This is a genomic window from Nocardia donostiensis, assembly GCF_002081715.1.
In the GTDB taxonomy this organism is placed as follows: Bacteria; Actinomycetota; Actinomycetes; order Mycobacteriales; family Mycobacteriaceae; genus Nocardia; species Nocardia donostiensis.
The window spans coordinates 167,314-187,974 of record NZ_MUKP01000004.1; the positions used below are offsets into that span (position 1 = coordinate 167,314).

Annotated in this window: 19 protein-coding genes and 1 pseudogene; 7 read left to right on the top strand and 13 right to left on the bottom strand. The window is 66.2% G+C overall.

What is annotated here, in order from left to right; genetic code table 11:
* The first annotated feature begins 180 nt into the window (after positions 1 to 180).
* On the top strand, positions 181 to 1,380 hold the full coding sequence (locus B0T44_RS04355) for a cytochrome P450 family protein (RefSeq protein WP_254854177.1): 1,200 nt from the start codon (positions 181 to 183) through the stop codon (positions 1,378 to 1,380).
* A gap of 75 nt (positions 1,381 to 1,455) precedes the next feature.
* Here B0T44_RS04355 and gad read toward each other — a convergent pair whose 3' ends face one another.
* Both gad and B0T44_RS04365 read right to left on the bottom strand, forming a co-directional pair.
* Positions 1,456 to 2,931 carry a glutamate decarboxylase gene (gene gad, locus B0T44_RS04360; RefSeq protein WP_077116307.1) on the bottom strand — a complete coding sequence of 492 codons (1,476 nt, stop codon included), beginning with the start codon at positions 2,929 to 2,931 and terminating at the stop codon, positions 1,456 to 1,458.
* Between the two features lie 108 nt (positions 2,932 to 3,039).
* Complete coding sequence (locus B0T44_RS04365; RefSeq protein WP_175647986.1) at positions 3,040 to 3,672, bottom strand: TetR/AcrR family transcriptional regulator; 633 nt, start codon at positions 3,670 to 3,672, stop codon at positions 3,040 to 3,042.
* A gap of 148 nt (positions 3,673 to 3,820) precedes the next feature.
* Here B0T44_RS04365 and B0T44_RS04370 point away from each other — a divergent pair, with 148 nt between their 5' ends.
* Together B0T44_RS04370 and B0T44_RS04375 are read left to right on the top strand one after the other, a co-directional pair.
* Positions 3,821 to 5,263, top strand: coding sequence for a carotenoid oxygenase family protein (locus tag B0T44_RS04370; RefSeq protein WP_077116305.1), 1,443 nt, complete (start codon positions 3,821 to 3,823; stop codon positions 5,261 to 5,263).
* Between the two features lie 48 nt (positions 5,264 to 5,311).
* Positions 5,312 to 5,842, top strand: coding sequence for a DoxX family protein (locus tag B0T44_RS04375; protein WP_077116304.1), 531 nt, complete (start codon positions 5,312 to 5,314; stop codon positions 5,840 to 5,842).
* A gap of 93 nt (positions 5,843 to 5,935) precedes the next feature.
* Here B0T44_RS04375 and B0T44_RS27820 read toward each other — a convergent pair whose 3' ends face one another.
* Both B0T44_RS27820 and B0T44_RS04380 read right to left on the bottom strand, forming a co-directional pair.
* Positions 5,936 to 6,193: a zinc ribbon domain-containing protein gene (locus B0T44_RS27820; protein WP_368025855.1), complete on the bottom strand. Its 258-nt coding sequence runs from the start codon at positions 6,191 to 6,193 to the stop codon at positions 5,936 to 5,938.
* Positions 6,194 to 6,252: 59 nt separating this feature from the next.
* A pseudogene (locus B0T44_RS04380) lies at positions 6,253 to 7,083 on the bottom strand (RNA-guided endonuclease InsQ/TnpB family protein); the annotation flags it as partial.
* Between the two features lie 291 nt (positions 7,084 to 7,374).
* Between B0T44_RS04380 and B0T44_RS04385 the strand changes: the two are divergent.
* Positions 7,375 to 8,238 carry a 3-hydroxyacyl-CoA dehydrogenase gene (locus B0T44_RS04385; protein ID WP_077116303.1) on the top strand — a complete coding sequence of 288 codons (864 nt, stop codon included), beginning with the start codon at positions 7,375 to 7,377 and terminating at the stop codon, positions 8,236 to 8,238.
* 4 nt (positions 8,239 to 8,242) lie between these two features.
* Here B0T44_RS04385 and B0T44_RS04390 read toward each other — a convergent pair whose 3' ends face one another.
* Both B0T44_RS04390 and B0T44_RS04395 read right to left on the bottom strand, forming a co-directional pair.
* Complete coding sequence (locus B0T44_RS04390; RefSeq protein WP_077116302.1) at positions 8,243 to 9,355, bottom strand: CapA family protein; 1,113 nt, start codon at positions 9,353 to 9,355, stop codon at positions 8,243 to 8,245.
* Between the two features lie 10 nt (positions 9,356 to 9,365).
* Positions 9,366 to 9,782: an SHOCT domain-containing protein gene (locus B0T44_RS04395; protein WP_077116301.1), complete on the bottom strand. Its 417-nt coding sequence runs from the start codon at positions 9,780 to 9,782 to the stop codon at positions 9,366 to 9,368.
* Between the two features lie 221 nt (positions 9,783 to 10,003).
* Between B0T44_RS04395 and B0T44_RS04400 the strand changes: the two genes are divergently transcribed.
* On the top strand, positions 10,004 to 10,339 hold the full coding sequence (locus B0T44_RS04400) for a hypothetical protein (RefSeq protein ID WP_077116300.1): 336 nt from the start codon (positions 10,004 to 10,006) through the stop codon (positions 10,337 to 10,339).
* Positions 10,340 to 10,363: 24 nt separating this feature from the next.
* Here B0T44_RS04400 and B0T44_RS04405 read toward each other — a convergent pair whose 3' ends face one another.
* The 7 genes from B0T44_RS04405 to B0T44_RS04435 all read right to left on the bottom strand — a co-directional run bounded on the left by B0T44_RS04405 (position 10,364) and on the right by B0T44_RS04435 (position 18,294).
* Positions 10,364 to 11,431, bottom strand: a complete 1,068-nt coding sequence (locus tag B0T44_RS04405) for an NAD-dependent epimerase/dehydratase family protein (protein ID WP_077116439.1) — start codon at positions 11,429 to 11,431, stop codon at positions 10,364 to 10,366.
* Between the two features lie 364 nt (positions 11,432 to 11,795).
* Positions 11,796 to 12,473, bottom strand: a complete 678-nt coding sequence (locus B0T44_RS04410) for an HAD family hydrolase (protein ID WP_077116299.1) — start codon at positions 12,471 to 12,473, stop codon at positions 11,796 to 11,798.
* A gap of 45 nt (positions 12,474 to 12,518) precedes the next feature.
* Positions 12,519 to 13,025 (bottom strand): flavin reductase family protein, encoded by a 507-nt coding sequence (locus B0T44_RS04415; RefSeq protein ID WP_077116298.1) that lies wholly within the window; start codon positions 13,023 to 13,025, stop codon positions 12,519 to 12,521.
* A 79-nt stretch (positions 13,026 to 13,104) separates the two neighbouring features.
* Positions 13,105 to 14,394, bottom strand: a complete 1,290-nt coding sequence (locus B0T44_RS04420; protein ID WP_077116297.1) for an RNA polymerase sigma factor — start codon at positions 14,392 to 14,394, stop codon at positions 13,105 to 13,107.
* A gap of 5 nt (positions 14,395 to 14,399) precedes the next feature.
* Positions 14,400 to 14,822, bottom strand: a complete 423-nt coding sequence (locus B0T44_RS04425) for a YciI family protein (RefSeq protein WP_077116438.1) — start codon at positions 14,820 to 14,822, stop codon at positions 14,400 to 14,402.
* A gap of 139 nt (positions 14,823 to 14,961) precedes the next feature.
* Entirely contained in the window at positions 14,962 to 17,007 is a 2,046-nt protein-coding gene (locus B0T44_RS04430) for a CocE/NonD family hydrolase (protein WP_077116296.1), read from the bottom strand.
* The gene (locus B0T44_RS04435) at positions 17,008 to 18,294 is read right to left on the bottom strand and encodes an ATP-grasp domain-containing protein (protein ID WP_077116295.1); all 1,287 of its coding nucleotides are present in this window, start codon (positions 18,292 to 18,294) and stop codon (positions 17,008 to 17,010) included.
* A gap of 548 nt (positions 18,295 to 18,842) precedes the next feature.
* Between B0T44_RS04435 and B0T44_RS04440 the strand changes: the two genes are divergently transcribed.
* Positions 18,843 to 19,751, top strand: a complete 909-nt coding sequence (locus B0T44_RS04440; protein ID WP_077116294.1) for a hypothetical protein — start codon at positions 18,843 to 18,845, stop codon at positions 19,749 to 19,751.
* Positions 19,752 to 19,816: 65 nt separating this feature from the next.
* Positions 19,817 to 20,656 carry a hypothetical protein gene (locus B0T44_RS04445; protein WP_077116293.1) on the top strand — a complete coding sequence of 280 codons (840 nt, stop codon included), beginning with the start codon at positions 19,817 to 19,819 and terminating at the stop codon, positions 20,654 to 20,656.
* Positions 20,657 to 20,661 lie beyond the last annotated feature (5 nt).

Genomic DNA, 20,661 nt, shown 5'->3' on the forward strand with positions numbered 1-20,661 from the left:
GCTGAGGTCGACCAGGCAGAAGGAGGAGTGGCTCGACCTCGGCCCAGACAACTTCTCCGAGTGCCGATTCCGTCGTCTGGAGTAAGACCTGTGTCCATGCCACCCCACTCCGTATCCGCCGAGGATGCCGAAGACTACACCGCGGAGCCCGCGAGCTGCCCCGTGCGACATCCTCCGATCATGGAACCCGACGGGGCCCGAATACCGCTGTACACCGGCGAATACACCACCGACCCGACACGGGTTTTCCAGCAGATGCGGGAGAGGTACGGTGCGCTGGCGCCGATCGAACTGGCTCCTGATGTGCCGGCGACGCTGGTGATCGGCTACCACACAGCGGTGCGGATCCTGCAGGACCCGGAGCACTTTCCGGCCGACCCGCGGACCTGGCAGCAGACGATTCCGGCAGATTCACCCATCCGACCCGCGATGGAGTGGTGCCCCAACGCGCGGCGCAGCACGGGCGAGGAGCATCACCGCTACCGGGAGACATACACCAGCAGTATCGACCATATCGATCTGCACTCCCTGCACAACGCTGTCGCCGCTGTCGCGACACCATTGATCAACAACTTCTGCGAGACGGGTTCGGCCGATCTGACAGCGCAATACGTCTTCCCGATCGTTTTCCAGATGATCAACGAGCTGATCGGCTGCCCCCCGCATATCGGACAGCGAATCGCCGAGGGGATGACCGCGGTCAGCGATGCGAGTGTCGACGGCGCCGAAGCGTTCCGCATGATCGAGGAAGCGCTGATGGAGTTGGTTCGGCTGCGACGCGAGGAGCCGGACAACAACGTCGCCTCGTGGATGGCGCGCCACCCGGCCCAGCTCGACGACACCGAACTGCTGCACCAGCTGTTCGACTTCTACGGTGCTGGCGTCGAACCGCTGCACAACCTGATCGCCAACGCCCTGCTACTGGTGATCGACGACGAACGCTTCGGCAGCTCCGTCGTCGGCGGCAGCCTGTCGACCCGCGATGCGATCGACGAGGTGCTGTTCAACAATCCGCCGATCGCCAACCTGTGCATGTCCTATCCGCGGCAGCCGATCCTGATCGACAACTATTGGCTGCCCGCGCATCAGCCGGTGCTGATCAGCATGGCCGCGTGCAACAACGACCCGGCCGTGGCGGGTGGAGACCGGATCGGCAACCGCTCCCATCTGGCGTGGGGCAGCGGACCGCACGCCTGCCCGGCCAAGAACGTGGCGTATCTGATCGCGCAGGAGGCGGTCGACCAGCTCCTCGATGCAGTGCCCGAGATGGAACTCGCCATCCCCAGAGCCGATCTGGCCTGGCGACCGGGGCCGTTCGCCCGTTCGCTGTCCTCGCTACCGGTGGTTTTTCCCCCGTCCCCGCCGCTGCCTGGGGCGTGAAGACGTACGCCGTGACGCTGCGGAAGCGTATGCCGCATCTCGGGCAGCGCGGCGAAGAGCCGGCTACCGTGACGGTCAGCGGCTGAGGGTTTCCTTCGCATGCGCCGGTACCGAGCGGCCTTCTGCTGCGCCCGCACCGGAGGGATACGCGTCCGCTCCATGCGAGAACGAGGCAGTTTCGGGGCCGCGGGCGGGGCCGCGCTGGGCCCGCAGCCTGGGTAGTGCGCGTTCGATCGCCTCGATCAGCAGATCGGCCAGGTCGTGGCTGAACCCGTTGCGCACCACGATCCGCAGCACAGCCAGGTCCTCTCGGTCGGCGGGGAATGCGTAGGCGGGCACCAACCACCCTTGTTCCCGCAGGGCAGCCGAAACGTCGAAGACCGAATACCCGGTTTCGCCCGGGGCAAGGGTGAACGCGAACACCGGGAGCTGGCGGCCGTCGGTGATGAGTTCGAACGGTCCCATCCGGGCGATCCGGTCGGCCAGATCAGCGGCGACCTCGCGGCAGTACTGCTGAATACGCCGATAACCGCTGCGCCCCAAGCGAAGAAACATGTAGTACTGGGCCACCACCTGGGCGCCGGGCCGGGAAAAGTTCAGCGCGAAGGTCGGCATCTGGCCGCCGAGATAGTTCACGCGGAACACCAGGTCGTCGGGCAGCGCCTCGGGATCACGCCACAGCACCCAGCCCACGCCCGGATAGACGAGACCGTATTTGTGGCCGGAGGTGTTGATCGAGGCCACGCGCGGCAGCCGGAAGTCCCATTCCAGGTCGGGATCGCAGAACGGTGCGAACATGGCTCCTGACGCACCGTCCACGTGCACCGGGATATCCCAGCCCTGCTCGGCCTGCACCCGGTCCAGCGCCGCGCAGATCTGCGCCACTGGCTCGTAACTGCCGTCGAAGGTGGAACCGAGGATCGCCACCACACCGACGGTGTTCTCGTCACAGCGGGCCACCGCCTCCTCGGCAGTGAGGTGAAAACGTGTGCCCGACATCGGCACCAGTCTCGGTTCGACATCCCAGTAGTCGGCGAACTTCTCCCAGCAGACCTGGACGTTGCTCCCCATCACCAGATTGGGGCGGTCGGCCTGCTGCCCGGCTGCCCGTCGCCGATGCTGCCACCGCCGTTTCAGCGCAAGCCCGGCCAGCATGCACGCCTCGCTGGAGCCGGTGGTGGAACAGCCGATGGTATTGTCCGGGTCCACGGCATGCCACAGATCGGCCAGCATCCGCACGCACCGCTGTTCCAGATCGGCGGTGCGCGGATATTCGTCCTTGTCGATCATGTTCTTGTCGAAGCATTCGCCCATCAGGGTGTGCGCGGTCGGCTCCATCCAGGTGGTGACGAAGGTGGCCAGGTTCAGCCGCGCATTACCGTCGAGCAACAGCTCGTCGTGCACCACCTGGTATGCGGTGTCGCTGTCCAGCCCACCTGCGGGCAGCCGGTTGCGCGGCACCTCGACCGGTTCCCGGGTGAACACCGGGTTCACGTGGATATCAGCGCGACGGCGATGCTCACCGGGGTGGGAAGGATGGGTCAACGCCATGGAACCTCCACAGGGGCCGGGCCGGGCCGGGCAACCCCCAGCCACCGGGAGGTTGCCCCGGATCAGCGGGGGCAAACCGGGCGGCTCCGACCTGTGACAGCCACCTGACTATTCGGATGTCGGCGCTGTTTCCGCCAGCAGGCGGCGTGCCCGGGCGATGGAGGCGTCGAGGTTGTCCCGGTGATCACCCATCCCGGCCAGCAGGTCGGCGGTGGCGGGCTGCACGATGCTGTCGATGACGTCCTGCTCGGCATCGAGATAGCCGGCGAGTTCGAGCAGGACCGCGCCGTGGATCAGGCTCCATATCCGGCTGGCGACGATATTCGGGTCCTCGGCGCCGATCCGCCCGCTGGCGCGGATGCGTTCGACCACCTCGACGAGTTGCCCGAACGCGGCCTTTCCCGCGGGTCCCGCATCGGGTGGGGTCAGGTCGGCCGGTGGCGTGGACGGCGCAAGCCCGAACATCAGGCGGTAGCGCTGGGGGTGGGCGCGCGCGTAGGAGTGATAGGCCTCGCCGATCAGGAACAGGTCGGCGACCGGGTCGTCGGTACGCGGCATGGCGGCCATGGCCCGGTCGAAGCGGTGGAATGCTTCGATCACGATGGCGTGCACGAGGCCGGGCATTCCGTCGAAGTGGGTGTACACGGCCATGGTCGAAGCGCCGACCTCCGCGGCGATGCGGCGTGCCCGCAGCACCGCGGGTCCCTCGCTCTCCAATAGCCGCAGACCTGCTTCGATCATGCGGTTACGCTGACTTGTCACTACCGCACCAGCCTCGTTCATAACAAAGTTATAGCACTTGCCCGCCCCTGCGGAACATCCCGTTGGCAACAGCTCATAACTTAGTTATAGTCCCTCGTATAACTAAGTTATTGGATTGAGGGAAGCCATGAACAACCGATATCTCGAGGGCGTATTCGCCCCGATCCACCAGGAACACACACTCACCGACCTGACGGTCACCGGCACGATCCCCGACTACCTGGACGGCCGCTACCTACGCAACGGACCCAACCCGGTGGGCGAACTCGACCCGGCCTTCTACCACTGGTTCCTCGGCGACGGCATGGTGCACGGGATCCGCATCCGCGACGGCCGCGCCGAGTGGTACCGCAACCGCTGGATCCGCGGCTCGGCCACCGCGACAGCGCTGGGCGAGGAGCCGATACTGGGCGAACGCGCCCCGGGAATCGGCGCGAACACCAACGTGATCGGTCACGCGGGACGCACCCTGGCACTGATCGAAGCGGGCGCCTCCTCAATAGAACTCGGCGACGAACTCGACACCATCGGCGTCTGCGATTTCGACGGCACCGTGCCCGGCGGCTACACCGCCCACCCCAAACGCGACCCGATCACCGGGGAACTGCACGCAGTGTCGTATTCGTTCGCCCGCGCAAACACGGTGCAGTACACCGTCGTCGGCGTCGACGGCCGCGCTCGCCACACCGTCGATATCGAGGTCTCCGGGATGCCGTTGATGCACGACTTCTCGCTGACCGAACAGTATGTGGTGCTCTACGATCTGCCGGTCACCTTCGACCCGACAGAACTGAAAGAACTGCACGATGCCGGGCCGCTGCTGGCTGCCACCCCGATGCCCGAACCGGCCCGGCTGGTACTGCAAGCGATTGCCGGGCGCGTCCGCATCCCCGACCCGCAGACCGCAAACGCGGCGCGTGACCTGCGGCTGCCCTACCGGTGGAACCCGAACTATCCGGCCCGTATCGGGGTCATGCCCCGCGACGGTGGCAATACCGATATCCGTTGGTTCGAGGTGGACCCGTGCTGGGTGTTTCATCCCATGAACGCCTACGACGACGAGGACACGGTCGTGCTCGAGGTGGTGCGGTACCCGACGATGTTCGACCGGGATCGCACCGGCCCGGAGGAGGGCACGCCCGCACTGGACCGGTGGCGTATCGACCTCACCTCCGGCGCCGTTCGCCTGGACCGGCTCGACGACCGACCACAGGAATTCCCGCGCGTAGACGAACGGCTGACCGGCCGCCGCCACCGCTTCGGTTACGCGGCCGCAGTCGGCGACGGTGTGCAGCCCACCGGGACCCTGCTCAAACACGACACACTGCGCGGCACCACCCTGGCCCGCCATTTCGGTCCGCAGACGCAGGTGGGCGAGTTCGTCTTCCATCCCGCCGCACCCGATGCGCTCGAAGACGACGGCGTGCTCATGGGTTTCGTCTACGACGCCGACACCGACCGCAGCAGCCTGCAGTTGCTCGACGCCGGAAGCCTCGACACCGTCGCCGCCGTACACCTCCCCCATCGGGTTCCCGCCGGATTCCACGGCAACTGGATTCCCACCGAATAACCGAGCCCAGCGACCCATCCATCCACTCATCCTCACACCGGAGGACTCATGTTCACCACTGTCGCCATGTTGTTGGTTCCCACCCTGATCTTCCGCGCACTCGGCGCTTTCGGCGTGTCGAGGTTCGCCGGCTGGCGCCTCTCGTTCACCCACGGGCTGGCGGTCATGCTACTGATGACCGGCCTCGCCCATTTCATGCCCGACAGCGTGGAGGTGATGCCCGGCCACGACGATCTCACCGCGATGGTGCCGTCGTTCGTCCCGTTCCCCGACTTCATGGTCTACCTCACCGGCGTCCTGGAAATCGCTTGCGCGGTCGGGCTTTTCTTCGCCAGCACCCGCACACTGTCCGCGGCCACCCTCATCGTGCTGTTCATCGTGATGCTCCCCGCCAACATCAATGCCGCCGTCAACGACATCCCGTTCGATGGCGACCCAGCCACGCCCCTGTGGTTCCGCATCCCGGAACAGCTGGTGTACATCGCGGTGGCGTTCGGTGCGATCACCATCGCAGGCAACGGGTGGGCACGCCGACTGCCGAACCCGGGCAGGCTCGCAGTAAGCCCCACGCAGAATTGACGTCCTCCCCGGCCGTTCACTGAAGGCAGGGGATTCCTCCTGAACCTTGCGGTTCTGCGGTGGGTTCCTGTTTCACAAAGTCTCGCCTCCCGCTCACGCGGCAGGGCTTACGGTCTCTCCGCAGGCGTTCAACCTCTCGGCCCGCCCGGCCGCGAGAATATTCGTGGCCGCGTTCACATCGCGGTCATGCGTGATGCCACAGGTGCATGTCCATTCCCGGACGTGCAACGGTTTCTTCCCACCCAGCGCTCCGCAGGCGGAACACAGTTGGGTGGAGAGGAACCAGCGGTCGACCCTCGAGAAGTGCCGCCCGTACCGGTGGGCTTTCTCCTCCAGCATGCGGGTGAACATCCCCACCCCGCGTCGTGAACCGACTTCGCCAACCGGGTGCGCGCCAGTCCTGTGATGCACAAGTCCTCGACGTACACCGCTTGGTTCTCGCGAATAATGCGTGTCGAATGCTTGTGCGCCCAGTCCCGGCGCGTATCGGCCACCCTGGCGTGTGCCTTGGCGACCCTGACACGGGCTTTCACCCGATTCTGTGAGCCCTTCTGTTTGCGCGACAACGCGCGTTGAGCTTTCCTCAACCGCCGTTCGGCCTGCCGCAGGAACCGCGGCGAGGCGATCATTTTCCCGTTGGACAGCACCGCGAACGTCGACAAACCGAGGTCGATACCCACCTCGGTGTCCACGTGCGGCAACGATTGGTCGTCGACCCGGACGACGAACGAGGCGAAATAGCGACCCGCCGCGTTCCTGATCACCGTCACCGACGACGGCTCCGACGGCAGGTCCCGCGAGCACGCCACCTTCACATCGCCGATCTTCGGCAACCGCAGCTTCCCGCCCGCCGTAACCGCGAACCGGGAGTTCTTGGTGAACCGAATCGCTTGCCGATGGTCGCGACGGGACCGGAACCGGGGCGGGCCGATCCGCGCCCCCTTGCGTTTCCCGCTGACCGAGGCGAAGAAATTCCGGTAAGCGGTGTTCAGGTCGGCGAGTGCTTGTTGCAGCACCACCAACGACACCTCGGACAGCCACACCCGGTCGGGATCTTTCTTCGCTGCGCTCAACGCCTTCGACAACTCGGCATCGGTCGCATACGGCAGACCCTCGCGGAGCGCGGTCTTGCGGGCGGCGAGTGCGTCGTTGTACACCACCCTCGCGCACCCGAACGCTCGAGCCAACGCTACCTGTTGGCCGGGCGTCGGGTAGACGCGGAAGTTGTACCGCAACTGCACATCTCAGTTGTATCACAGTGGGTTGACAACCGATTTGCTGATGAGTAAAAGGGTTGCCCGGTTCAGGGCACGCTCGGGCCGCGGCGGTCCTCCCGCGTGGGCTTTCACCACCGCCCTGAAGGACGGCGCACCAGCCCACATTTTGGTAGCGGATAATTCGTATACCCGGACAGCGTCCACCTGTCCGCTCGGCGTGCTTATGCTCCCACCGAGCGGGTAAAGCGTTCGTGGCACTGCGCGGGACCGCGACGAGCTGAGACAGAACAACCCACGTGTGAACAAGGAGCGCATATGTCTGATATTGCGAAAGTCACCGTGCTGGGGACCGGGGTGCTCGGTTCGCAGATCGCCTATCAGACCGCCTACAGCGGGTTCGACGTAGTCGCCTACGACATCAGCGACGAGGCACTCGAACAGGCGAAGAAGCGGTTCGCGCAGCTGGCCGTCACCTACAAGGGGCAGGTGAAAGGCGCGGCGGACGGCAAGGCGGACGCGGCGCTGGCGCGGGTCACCTTCTCCTCGGATCTGGGTGCGGCGGCCGCCGATGCGGATCTGGTGATCGAGGCCATCCCGGAGAAGCTGAGCTTGAAGCAGGAAACCTACCGCGAACTGGGCACTCTGGCCCCGCAGCGGACGATTTTCGCCACCAACTCCTCGACGCTGCTGCCCAGCGACATGATGGAAGCCACGGGCCGCCCGGACCGGTTCCTCGCACTGCATTTCGCCAACCACGTGTGGTTGAACAACACCGCCGAGGTGATGGGCACTACGCACACCGACCCGGCCGTCTACCGTACGGTCGCCGAGTTCGCCGCCGAGATCGGGATGGTGCCGATCGAACTCAAAAAGGAGAAAGCAGGCTATGTGCTGAACTCGCTGCTGGTGCCGTTCCTCGCCGCCGCCGGGGAACTGCTGATCGGCGGTTACGCCGACCCGGAGACGGTGGACAAGACATGGCGTATCGGTACCGGTGCGCCGCTGGGTCCGTTCCAGATCTACGACATCGTCGGACTGAAGACGGTGTACAACATCAGCATCGAGGGTGACGAGCAGCAGCAGGCTTTCGCGAAGTACCTCGACGAGAACTTCATCCAGAAAGGGAAGCTCGGCCTCGCCACCGGTGAAGGGTTCTACAAGTATCCGGGGCCGCAGTAATTGTTCAGGTCGGCGCCACCGAAAGCAGACCGTCCGCATCCCACCCGATCCTGGTGCGGAAGCGTCTGCTGATGTGTTCAACGGTGGCCCTGAGCCATTCTGCCTCGTCGCGGGCGGCCCGCTCGAGACGTATCCGCCGCACCCGCAGCGGGAGCAGGCGCAGACCGGTCAGTACGCCGCGATCGAGGGAGACCAGATACAGCAGCCGCAGCTGATTGCGGTAGAACTCGTGGCCACCGATGCCCTCGTAATCGTCGATGACGTCACCGCAGCCGTACAGGATCGGTTTCCCCCGATGGATCTCGATCGGCCGCGGGTGGTGGGACGAATGCCCGTGCACCACATCGACCCCGGCGTCGATCATCCGGTGCGCGAACTGCGTTTCGCTCAACCCGACTCCGTATCCCCAGTTCGGCCCCCAATGCACCGACACCACGGTGAGATCGTCGCTGCCTGCTTCCGCGGTCACCGCCGCAGCCACCGCATCGGCCGTGTGCCCGGACAGGTCGTCGAGCAACCAGACCCCGGCTCGATCCCCGCGCGCCGCCCAGGACGCGGGAACCCCGCTCGACCCCGCCGCGACCGAGACGACCAGCACGCGACGAGCGGCGCCGACCGGCAGCACAACCGGGCGCCGGGCCGCTGCAATATCCGCACCCGCTCCCGTGTGATGTATTCCCGCGGCCTCCAGTGCGGCGAGGGTATCGGCCAGCCCCCGTTCCCCGAAGTCGAGGATATGGTTGTTGGCCAGCGCGCAGACGTCGGGCCGGATCGCGGCCAGCGCCGCCACATTGCCCGGATGCATCCGATAGTGGATGCCCTTGAACGGCGCGAAGTCGCCGTCGCCGGTGATCGTGGTCTCCAGGTTCAGCAATCGGATATCGGGGGCGAGTTCGTCCAGGACCGCGAGCGCCTCACCCCACGGCCAGCCGAATTCGACGGGCCGCGGAATCGGCCCGTTCGCCCGTTCGGCGAGTTCGGCGTACTGCCGGGCGTCGCGGACGTATCCCTCGCGCAGTTCCGGGCTCCCCGGATACGGCAGGACCTGGTCGACGCCGCGCCCGAGCATGACGTCGCCGCCCAGCAGCACCGTCACCGGAGCCCGATCACCGTCCACAACGCGCGGACTACCGAATCGGTAGATCGTTTCGCTGCGAAACGTTCCCCGCCAGCGCGTTCGCTTTGAGCTGCTCGAACTCGGCGTCGGTGATGGCGCCCGAGTCCTGGAGCGCTTTGGCGTCGGTGATCTGCGCGGCAGGCGATTTTCCGGCCACCTGCCTGATGTACTCCTCGGCGGCCCGTTGGTCGTCTCGCCGCGCCGCCTGTGCCCGCTCCGCCATACTGCGACCGCGGGCGATGAGGTACCCGAACGCGGTCAGATACGGCAGCACCACCAGACCCACGATCCACAGGACCTTGGCGAAACCGGAGAGGCTGTGGTCACGGAACAGGTCGACCAGAATCTGAAACAACACCACCAGATACGCCACGAAGGCGAAGACGACGATCGTGTACCAGAGCAGGTCCCAGAACGAATCGAACATGTGCGCACCTCCCGCGAGTGGACCGATGACCGCACCGAGGCCCTCGGATGTGACACTGCTGTTCTCGTGATGTCGAGCATTGCATCGCCTCATCGGCCCGCGACAGGGAACAAATACCCCTATTTCGGCAGGTCACTCGCGCTTCGGTGTGCTGCCCGTTGGTTTCGGTGCCCGGAAACCGGGCACACGGCGCGAAAGGACGCAGTGCGAGGAGGACAGTTATGTGGCGATACGCAGCACGGACCATCACCGCCTCGGCCGCGGCGGCCGCGCTCACCGGACTAGGCATCGGGACCGCCATGGCAGTGCCCACCCTTTCCGCCGATGACACCGAAGAGGGCACGATCGCCGTCGGCAGCGCCCCGGAGCGGGAAACCTGGTCGTGCCTGCTGCTGGGTGCGGCCGAGGCAGGCGGCCCACGCGTCGATATGGCCCAGGTGGGTGACAGCCGCGGCGGTTTCGCGCCGGGCAGCACCGTAGCCGCGGGGTGCGTGGGGCCGCAGGCGCCGATGATCACCGTGGTGACCGGCGTGACGTCCCTCGACGACGCGGACTGACCCGCCTGCGTGGTTCGCTGTCGCTCAGCTGTACTGGTCGACCGGGTCGCGGCTGCCCACCCCGGTGGTGAATTCGCGGATACGCCACCGTCCGCCCGCGTCGGCCGCCAGCGGCGGGGTGTCGCCGCCGGCTCCCGCCCGGAAACCCGAGAGGAATTCGCGCATGGTGTCCGCCGCATTCACGTGCGGTGTCCAGCCGAGTTCCGCACGCGCGCGGGTGGTGTCCATGATCGGCAAATGCATCAACGCATCGAAGAGTTCGGGCTGCGGGGGTAGCAGCCGCAGCCGCCAACCCGCGGCGAGCGCGCCGCGAACCAGGCGCGGGGGTACCGCGACGATGCGGGTGTGCAGGAGTTCGGCGATGCGGGCGGCATCGATCACCGGGTCGGCGGCGAGGTTGAACGCCCCACGGACATCGCCGAGGGCGGCGAGGGCGTAGGCGCGGCCGATATCGGCGCTGTGCACCGCCTGGAAACGCAACCCGCGCGGGAACGGCAGCAGCGGGAGGGCACCGGGGCGCACCAGCGGGTTGGGGACCAACGGGCCGGCGAACAATCGTCGCTGCTGGCTGGCGGAACCGTACTGAAAAGTGAACGCGGGCCGCATCCGCACCACCCGGCAGCGCGGATACCTGCGTTCGAACGCGTCGAGCAGGCGCTCGGCATAGGCTTTCTCCCGCATATACGCCGCCTGCGGCCAACCATCGGTGGGCCAGTCCTCGGCCACCGGCCGGTCGTCGCGGCACGGTGAATAGGCGCCCACCGAGGACGCGTACACCAGCGCAGGCACCTCCGCCTCGGCTGCCGCGCGCAGCACCCGCTCGGTACCACCCACATTGGCCCGCCAGGTCACCCACGTTTTCCGCGACGGCTGGAACAACCACGCCAGATGCACCACCACATCCGCGCCACGGAACCAGGGCACCAGGTCATCGGATCGGATATCGGCAGTAGCCCACTCCACCCGATCTCCGGTCGTCATCGGCCTGCGCCGCGCCAACCCCAGAATCGAGGTCACCTCCGACTGCTGTGTCAGCGCGTCGACCACCGCGGTCCCCACGTTCCCGGTCGCACCGACAACGACAACTCGCATCATCGCTCCTCACCGTCGCCTCTCCCCGACTCGGCCTACCCCGGAACACCAGAGCTACACCCGGCGCCTGGGCCCGCCCACTGTGTGCGGTCCGAGCCTGCCGTCCTCGCCCGGAAGCAGTCACCGCAGCCGAATACCGGGGCATCGACTTCCGCCCGTTACGGGTTGTCCCGGGCTCGTCGGCTCGGTCCGCATGTTCGGCAGCCGGAACCGAGCGGGCCTCCTTTCGTCCGCGAACGCGCGATCAGCACACGCAGGCATCCACCCGCTCGCCACTCCGCCGCCGGTGCAGCCGATACCTGCGGGCTCGATCGCACCGCGATCGGCCAGGTAGCTACGTTGCCCCCTGACCGGCGGCTGCTTTTCACGAATGCGGCAACGCCGCGATCGGGCTGTCGTCGAAACCGGCGAGAAGGTCGGCGGGATCGTCGTAGACGGCGCAGGCTCCGGCTTCGCGTAGTTCGGTTTCACAGACGCCGCCCGATCGGAAGCCGACGAACCGCACGCCCGCACGGCGGCAGGCTGTCGCATCCCAGACCGTGTCACCGACAAAGACGGCATGGGCCGCGTCCACACCGGAGCGCTCCAGTGCCGCGCGCACGATATCGGGGCGCGGTTTCGCGGTGCCGACATCTTCGCTGGACGTTTCCGCAGCCACCAGCTCCGAGCCGCCGAGCACCTCGCGCAGGGCCTCGAGTTCCGCTTCGGGGGCCGACGTCGCCAGCACCACCTTCGGGCCGGCGGCGGCCACGCGGTCGAGGAGCTCACGAGCGCCTGTGACACGCCGCATCAGCGGCTGCGCCTGCAGGTAGTAGCGCAGGTGCAGCTCTTTGGCCCTGTCTCTGATCTCGTTCGTGGCGTCCGGCAGCAGCTCCTGCACCAGCAGCGAGCCGTCCATGCCGATACTGCGGTGCACCCGCCACGCATCCACATCGGCGCCCGTCTCGGCGAAGGCGCGGGACCAGGCGTAGACGTGCAGGTAGTTGGAGTCGACGAGGGTTCCGTCGATATCGAACAGGACTGCGGTGGCCGGATCGGGCATGGGCGCCGATTACCCGGCGACGCAGGAACCAATCGTGAGATGTAATCAGGCGGGGTGGCCTGGTTCGAGCCTGGTCGCATGGCTCAACCGCACGACCGCACCCGGCTCACCGGGAGCGAACCCGTCTTCGGGTTCGATGACGAAACCGACGTGGTCGCCCAGATCGTGGCGCGCGACGATCCGGCCGCAGAACCAGGCAAGGGTATCGAGGATGATCGGCACACCGTGCGGGCCAACCCGCCACGGCGTCCAGCTGAATTTATCCATCTCGTCGCCGGTTTCGGCTCCGAACAGTGCTGCCAGGGCCATATTGTCGGCGCCGACCAGGTGCACGGCCATATGCTGCGCTGCCCCGGAAATGCGGTAAGTGTGGTTGTTCTTCGACAGGCACACCAGGAACCGAGCCGGGTCGATGCTCACCTGAGCGGCGAAACCGACCAGGCAGCCGGCCCGTTCCTCGCCCACCGCGAGGGTCGCGATATAGAGCGATGGGTCGGCCATCGCCATCACCGCATCGAACGCCTCCGGCCCGTGCACCGAATTCTCCGGCATCAGCCGTGTATATCAGAACCACGGTCCGCCGCCGGGATTTCCGCCCGAACCGTCCACCTGGGGATTCATCCGATGGGGTTCAACCGAGCGCTGCCGCCTTGTGCCGCAGCAGCGACTTTTCACGACTGTTTCCGGTCAACTCGACGGCGGTAGCGAACGCCACTCGCGCCTCGTCGAATCGGTTCAGCCGAGCCAGCAACTCACCCCGGGTCGCGTGCAGCAGATGGTATTTCGCGAGATCGCCGCTGGAGACGAGACGCTCGACAATGCGCAACGCCGCCTCCGGGCCAGCCGCCATCGACACCGCGACCGCCCGGTTCAACTCGATGACCGGTGACGGCGTGAGCCGGCCGAGCGCCTCGTACAGCAGCACAACACGCTCCCAGTCGGTGTCGTCGACCGAGGCCGCCACCGCATGGCATTCGGCGATCGCCGCCTGCAACCCGTACGCGCCGCGCCCACGCCCGAGCGCGTCGGCGCGGGCCAGAGCGGCCCGGCCGCGCCGGATACGGCCGTGATCCCAGCGTCGTCGGTCTTGGTCGGCGAGCAGGACCGGGTTGCCGTCGGCGTCCAGCCGGGCCGGGAAGCGCGCGGCGGTGAGTTCCATGAGCGCGACCAGACCGTGCACCTCGGGTTCGCCCGGCACCAGTTCGGCGAGGATGCGGGCGAGGCGGATCGCTTCCCGGCTCAGTTCCTGGCGCATCCAGTCCTCGCCCCGGCTCGCCGCGTGGCCTTCGTTGAACATCAGGTACAGCACACCGAGCACGGCGGCCAGCCGCACCCCGAACTCTGCCCGCTCCGGCACCACGAACGGTACCGCCGCGGCGGCGAGCGTCTTCTTCGCGCGCACGATGCGCTGCTGCACCGTGGCGGTGGGCACCAGGCAGGCCCGGGCGATCTCCTCGGTGGACAGACCGCCCACCACCCGCAGTGTCAGCGCCATCCGCGCTTCGCGCGACAACACCGGATGGCAGGCGATAAATATCAGCCGCAGCACATCGTCGTCGATATCGTCGGGGTCCCAGGGCAGTTCCCCCGCCTCCGCCGCATCGGTTTCCAGGTCGCGCGCGATATCGGCCACTCGTTGGTCGTAGCGTTCCCGCCGCCGCAGCCCGTCGATCGCTTTCCGTTTCGCGACCGTGGTCAGCCAGGCACCCGGTTTCGCCGGTATCCCCTGGCGGGGCCATTGCGCGAGCGCGTCGACGAGCGCTTCCTGAGCAAGGTCTTCGGCGAGCGCGAAATCACCTACCACGCGGGTGAGTGCGGCGACGATCCGCGCCGATTCGATCCGCCACACGGCGGCGACACTGCGCCGCACGGACTCGGCAGACGCGGAGTCCGTGCGGCGCAGCGCCTCCCGGTCGGTCATCCCGGCTAGGCCTTCCGGCTCTCCAACTCCTCGCGCCAACCCGCTTCCTTCTGGATCCACTCGTTGTCCTGCGGGAAGTCCTCGACACCGCTCACCCGGCGCACCTCGATCTTCGAACCCGGCCCCAGCGGCACTCGCTTGGCCCATTCGACGGCCTCCTCCTTGGAGGCGACATCGAGGATCCAGAAACCGCCGAACAGCTCCTTGGTCTCCCCGTAAGGGCCGTCGGTGACCAGCGGCGGATCCTCGGAGAAGTCGACGACGCAGCCCTGCTCCGGTTCGGCCAGCCCCTCACCGCCCAGCAGCACACCCGCCTTCATCAAGGACTCGTTGAATTTGCCCATCTCTTCGATGATCTGCTCGAACGGAATGTTCTTCGACGCCTCGATCGCCTCGTCGGTGGCTCGCATGATCAGCATGAATTTCATCATTTCGCTCCTTCGGTGCCGGGCCGCTGTTCGACCCGCTCACTCATAGCGTCGAACGATATTGCGCCGGATCGACACGTCGGAAAACATTCTTCGAAGATTTTTTCTCCGCCCTCCGTACGCGACTCAGCGCCCGCGTTCACACCAGGTCACGAGGTATGCGGTGATGCCAGTTCTGGGAGTACACCCGTTTGGCCACCTTCCGCGGATCGGCCCGCGGCTCTTCCAGCTCGTAGGCGTCGAGCTGGGCATCGAGCACGAACTCCGCACGCGTGCAGCGCAGCACCGTGTTGGTGGTGACCTCGACACGCCAGTTCTGCCGCTCCATACGGCGCACCGTATGAGTTTCGCCCCAGACCGAATTGACGTCGTTGCCGCGGAAACTGAACCATTCGGTGGTGGCTCGGCGCACCGTGGTCGCGGTGTCGTCGAGGCGGAACGTACCCTGATCGTTCTCGATTTCCAGGGTGGACACCCCGCTCTCCAGATCGCGTTCCACCTTCCAATGATGTTTACCCGGCTCCAACCGGGTGGCCGGCGTCGCGGGCGCGACTTCGGGGGGATCGAACGGCCGCAACCGCTCGTCCTCGGGGCGCGGGGTACGGTGCGGCATCCGCAGCACACTGTTGCCGGTGCTGACCCGCAGCATCACCGGTTCCGGCGACGGCCAGGCCAACGGCCAATACGACGACGACACCGACAGCCGGATCCGATGCCCCGGCGGAAACGAATGCGCCATTCCGTTCAGCGGCACCCGCACCCGGTACTCGCGGCCCGGTTCCAGCGGTTTCGGCTCCCCGCTGCCGTCACGATGGGTGAGGTTGAGCAGCCCATAGGTGACACGGGTGGCTTCACCATTGGGCGCGACATCCGACAGCCGGGCCGCGACCATGGCGTTGGGCCGGTCGGCGGAAACTTCCAGTTCCAGCTCCGGCATCCCGAGCACCTCGAAAGTCTCGGTGAGCACCTCGGTTTCGAACACCAGCGAACCGCCGTCCTCCTCCCGCTGATCCGACGGCAGGTCCGGGGTTGCGGCATAGGAAGCCCATTTACCCGCAAACATGCCCACGCTCAACGGGGACTGCAGCCACAGCCTGCGCGGCTCCTCGTCACCGGGGTCCTCCGACAGCGCGTACCGCGTGAGAGTGAATTCGCGAGTGTCCAGCTTCGGGGACGGCCACTCCTGCTCACCCACCCAGCGGCCGGGCCGGTCCTCGTAGGAGGGTTGCGGCGAGACACTGTCCTGCATCCAGGCCCGCAACATCGGCTCGTCCATGACCCCGGTGTCACGTCCCTTGAGCCAGTGATCCCACCAACGCACCAACTCCTGCAGGAATCCGATCGCCGGGCCCGGCACACCCAGGTGCGGATACTTGTGCCCCCACGGCCCGATCAGACCGCGCCGGGGCACGTCGAGATGTTCGAGCAGACGGAAGATCGCGTTGGTGTAGCCGTCGGCCCATCCCCCGACCGCGAGCACCGGGCAACCCACCGCACTGTAGTCCTCGTTCACCGAGGCGCGCTTCCAGTAGTCGTCGCGATGCTGATGCCGCAGCCACTGCTCGAGCCACAACCCGCTACCGGCCAAGCGCTCATGCCACATATCACGCCAGCGGTCACCGACGATCGCCGGATCGGGTGGCAGACTGTTGAACGCGAACATCACCGTCGCCTCCGACAGGTTGTCCGACAGCAAGCAGCCGCCCATGTAGTGCATATTGTCGACGTACAGATCCTCGGTGGCCGAGGCGGATACGATCGCCGCCAATGCGGGCGGGCGGCGGGCAGCCACCTGCAACGAATTGAATCCACCCCACGAAATACCCATCATGCCGACCTTGCCGTTGCACCAGGGTTGCTCGGCGAGCCAGTCGATGACCGCGCAGGCGTCGTCGTGTTCGGTGGGCAGGTATTCGTCGGTGAGCACCCCGTCGGAGTCGCCGCTGCCGCGCAGGTCCACGCGCACGCTCACATAACCGTGGCCCGCCAGATACGGATGGTTGAGCGCGTCACGGGCACGGGTGAGGTCGCGTTTGCGGTAGGGGATGTACTCGAACACCGCGGGTAGCGGTTCGTCGGTGACCGGCCGCCAGACCCGGGCCGCCAACCGAGCCCCGTCGGGCATGGGAATGAAAACATTCTCGATGTCGCGTACCCGATAGGGCAGCGATTCGACCGTGCGCACTCAGCAGACCTCCTCGAATCCGAACGACAACATGTCGAGACAGTCCCGGTACCGCTGTTCGAGTTCAGCGTGGTCGTCCGCGCCGATGTACAAGGTGGCCAGCTTGTACCGGTAAGCATCCTGGTTGTGTAGCTCCGACAGCCGGTTGCCGACCGACACGTCGATGCGCACCACCGTGCCGGGGAACCGTTTCTGCAAGTCGGCGATTTCGTCGTCGGTGGGCACCCGGGTGACCACGCCGTCTCCATAACGGGGCACCAGGCATTGGGCCGCTACCGCGAACTCACCACGCCGATGCGGCATACCGGGCCGTCGGCCCAGCGCCACGTCGATGGCCACCGCATGATTCGAGGTGCCGTCCACCTTGACGAACAGGTCGCTGTGTGATTGCGAGATACGCGTATTGACCTCGATCAACCAGAGTTTGCCCGTCTGGGAGTCCCACATGAACTCGGAGTTGAAACAGCCGTTGTCGTAGCCGGTGTGGCGCAGGTAGCGCTCGGTGACGTCAACCATTTTCCGCTGCACGTCCTCGGGAATCGAACGCGCAGGGTAGTCCAGGTGGACGAAGCTGTGGCCTGCCTCGTCCTTGCGCATATCGAACACCCCGTGCACGTGGTACTCGCCGCGGAACATCGAACCTTCCGGTGCGGCCTGGGTGCCGGTGACAATCTGCTCCGCCAGGCAGGTGCGCCCGCCCGCGACTTGCACATCGTCGGGCACCCTCACCCGGGCCAGCGCCTGATCGAAGGGGTCGGCGATCCGGCTGATCTCGGCGCGGATCCGTTCGGTCGCGGCCGCGAACTGTTCGGCGTCGGCGACCTCGAATCCCAGCTGGGAGGAATGGGATTTGATCGGTTTGACCCAGAACGGGAACGGGATATCGATCTGCTGCAGCGCGTCGGGATCGAACGGGTCGAACGCACAGAAGGCGGGCACACATTCGGGCACCACTTCACGCTGTAGCATCCGGCTCCACAGCTTGTGCTCGTTGCGCAGCACGCTGACCAGACTGGGTGAGGGCAGCCCGTACTCCTCGGCGAGGATCGGCACGAGCACGCTGGTCGGGAAGTCCCAGTGGGCGATGATCGCGTGGATCTCGCCGTCGAACGCGCGCAGCTGGGCTCGTGCTCGGTTCAGCAGTTCGTCGAAGTCGAACTCTTCGGCAGCGATCAGGGTGTCGTAGTCGAGCAGTCCGTGCAGGTTCAGGCCCCCGGGAAGGTCGACCGTACCGATCTCACTACGTTGCAGTTCTGTAAGGGCCGGTACGAAAATATTGGTACTCACTGAGACCGGCTATCCGCGATCGGCGCTCTGAAACATCGGCGCGTCCCGGTCACGGGGTGCAGCGCAGCGGTCAAACGCTGAATTTCCGAGCCCCCACCTGTTGAAACATAGTTATTTCATATCTACTTCCGGTCATGATTCACAACGAGTGAGCGACATATTGTGACCCAGGCCCCAATGGCAACTGTTAACCGAGTCACAGAGGGTGACGAACAGTCGAAGCACCCCTTCCCGCGACTTTCCGGTTACCCGCAAGTACGATCAGCAAAACACCAGGACAGCTCGCCGACGACACCAGTACGCGTGGGTGACCAAGCACCACAGGGCAACCCATGGGACCGCTCGGCGCAATCGCTTGCGCCGCATGGGATGCGCATCACCTTGATCCGGGCAACAGACCCTTCTACGGTTATTCATGTCGATGGCCGAAGGCGCCCATTAACGAATCTTTCCCAAAGGAAAGTCGCATTTCCGCACCGATTCGGCAATCACGATCTGATTACCGTCCCGGACAATGAATCTGCGCGGCACAGTCGAAAACTGGAGCAATGGCACAACCCAACCCCTGGCAAAAGCAGGCATCTCGTACCCGTCACAGTGAAACCGCCGACCGCCCAACGGTTTCCAGGGACGATCGAGCCAACGAGACCCGAGCCGGCTGGGGATACATCTGCGCCGCCATCGCGAGCATGCTCACCTTCGCCCTGCTGTTCCAGCCGTGGCTTTCGGCCTGGGGCCCCAAGGGCGAGGCCACCGCCGACGCCTTCGGCCGGATCACCGGCTACACGTCCGACCCGCAGGGCTGGACCATGGCCACCGCACGCAAGGTCGGTATCACCGGATTCTGGGCGCTGCTCGCCGCCGCTGCCATCATCACCACCGTGTTCGCGGTCGCGGCCTACCTGCGCACCCGGAACGAAGCGCTCGCCCATCTGGCGACCGCCGCCAGCATCGCGGTCGCGTTGTTCGTGCTCGCCACCGTGCTGTACCTCAACAGCAAAGCCCCCGAACTCCGGGTCGCCAGCCAATCCCACGACGGGTTGCAGACCCTGCTGGACCTGGCCAGCGGCGCACGCGAAACGAGCAACTCCGGTAAGCACCCGGTCGCCTCTGCCGGCCTGGAGCCCGCGGCGCTGCTCGCCGCCGTACTCGCGGTCGGCGCGGCGGTAGCCGCGGTCGCACAATGGCTCGGTGGCACCTCGGCCACACCGGGCGCGACGAGCACCGAACAGCCCGAGCCGTCCACCGCGGAACCGGCCGATACCGCCACCGAGACTGTCGCAGTCCGCGCAACCTCCCGGACCGTCGACCCGGAAGAAAGCGCCTCCCTGTGGCACGAACTGATGTTCGCCGACCTCGTCGCCCACGCGAACCGGGCACACCCGGCGCTCGAACAGAGCGACAGCGAAGGCGCCGACCGTCCCAGGGGATTACGTAAGCCGGTACTGACCAGCTGAACCCGGCCCCACAAAGGCAACAGCCAGCGAATTCCCAGTGGTGGCTACAGCTTTAAACTGGGGAAATGGTACAGCCGACCCCCTGGCGACTGAACGCATCCGGGGCGGCGGGCACAGAAACGCCCGCCGCCCCGGAGCCGCGCAGCACGCAGCGTGTCGCCGAGATCCGCGCCCGGCTCGCCCCACTGCGGGGCCGCTGGGGCTACGTCTGTGCCGCGATCGGCGGCTTCTTCACCCTGATCCTCATGTTCCAGCCGTGGCTGATGGCGACCGGCCCCAACGGTAAGGCCTCGGCCACCCCGTTCGGCCGCATCGACGCCGCCACCCAGTACATGGACGTCTGGTCATCGGCCGGGCCGTCGAAAACAGCAAAGATCAACGGCGTCCTGGGCATCCTCGCTGCCGCCGCGATCATCGTCACCATTTCCGCCGTCGTGATCTATCTGCGCACCCGCTCCGAGGCGATGGCCAAAGCGGCAACCATCGGCTCGGTGGCCGTCGCGATCCTGGTCGTCGTCACCCTGCTCTACATGAACAGCAAGGGCGCCGAACTCAAGAACATGACCGTGCGGAAATGGGATATCGGTGGCCAGGTCGGTTCATTGATGGGCTGGGCGTTCGGCAACAGCGACCTGATGCTCCCCGGCATCAGGGAAACCCAGTACGTCGCGTCCGCCACCCTCACCCCTCCGGCCATGATCGCCATCGCGGCATCCCTGGCCTCGGCCGTCGCCGCCGTCGCGCAGTGGATACAGAGCCAGGGAACCCGGTTGGTGCTCCGACTGTCCTGGCCGGTGGTGATCCTGCGACCGAAGAATCAGGAGGAGCAGAAGGACCAGAAGGACCAGAAGCCTGGGCAACAATCGACGCCGGACGATTCCCCTGGACCCGAGACCTCCTCCTGAGCCCG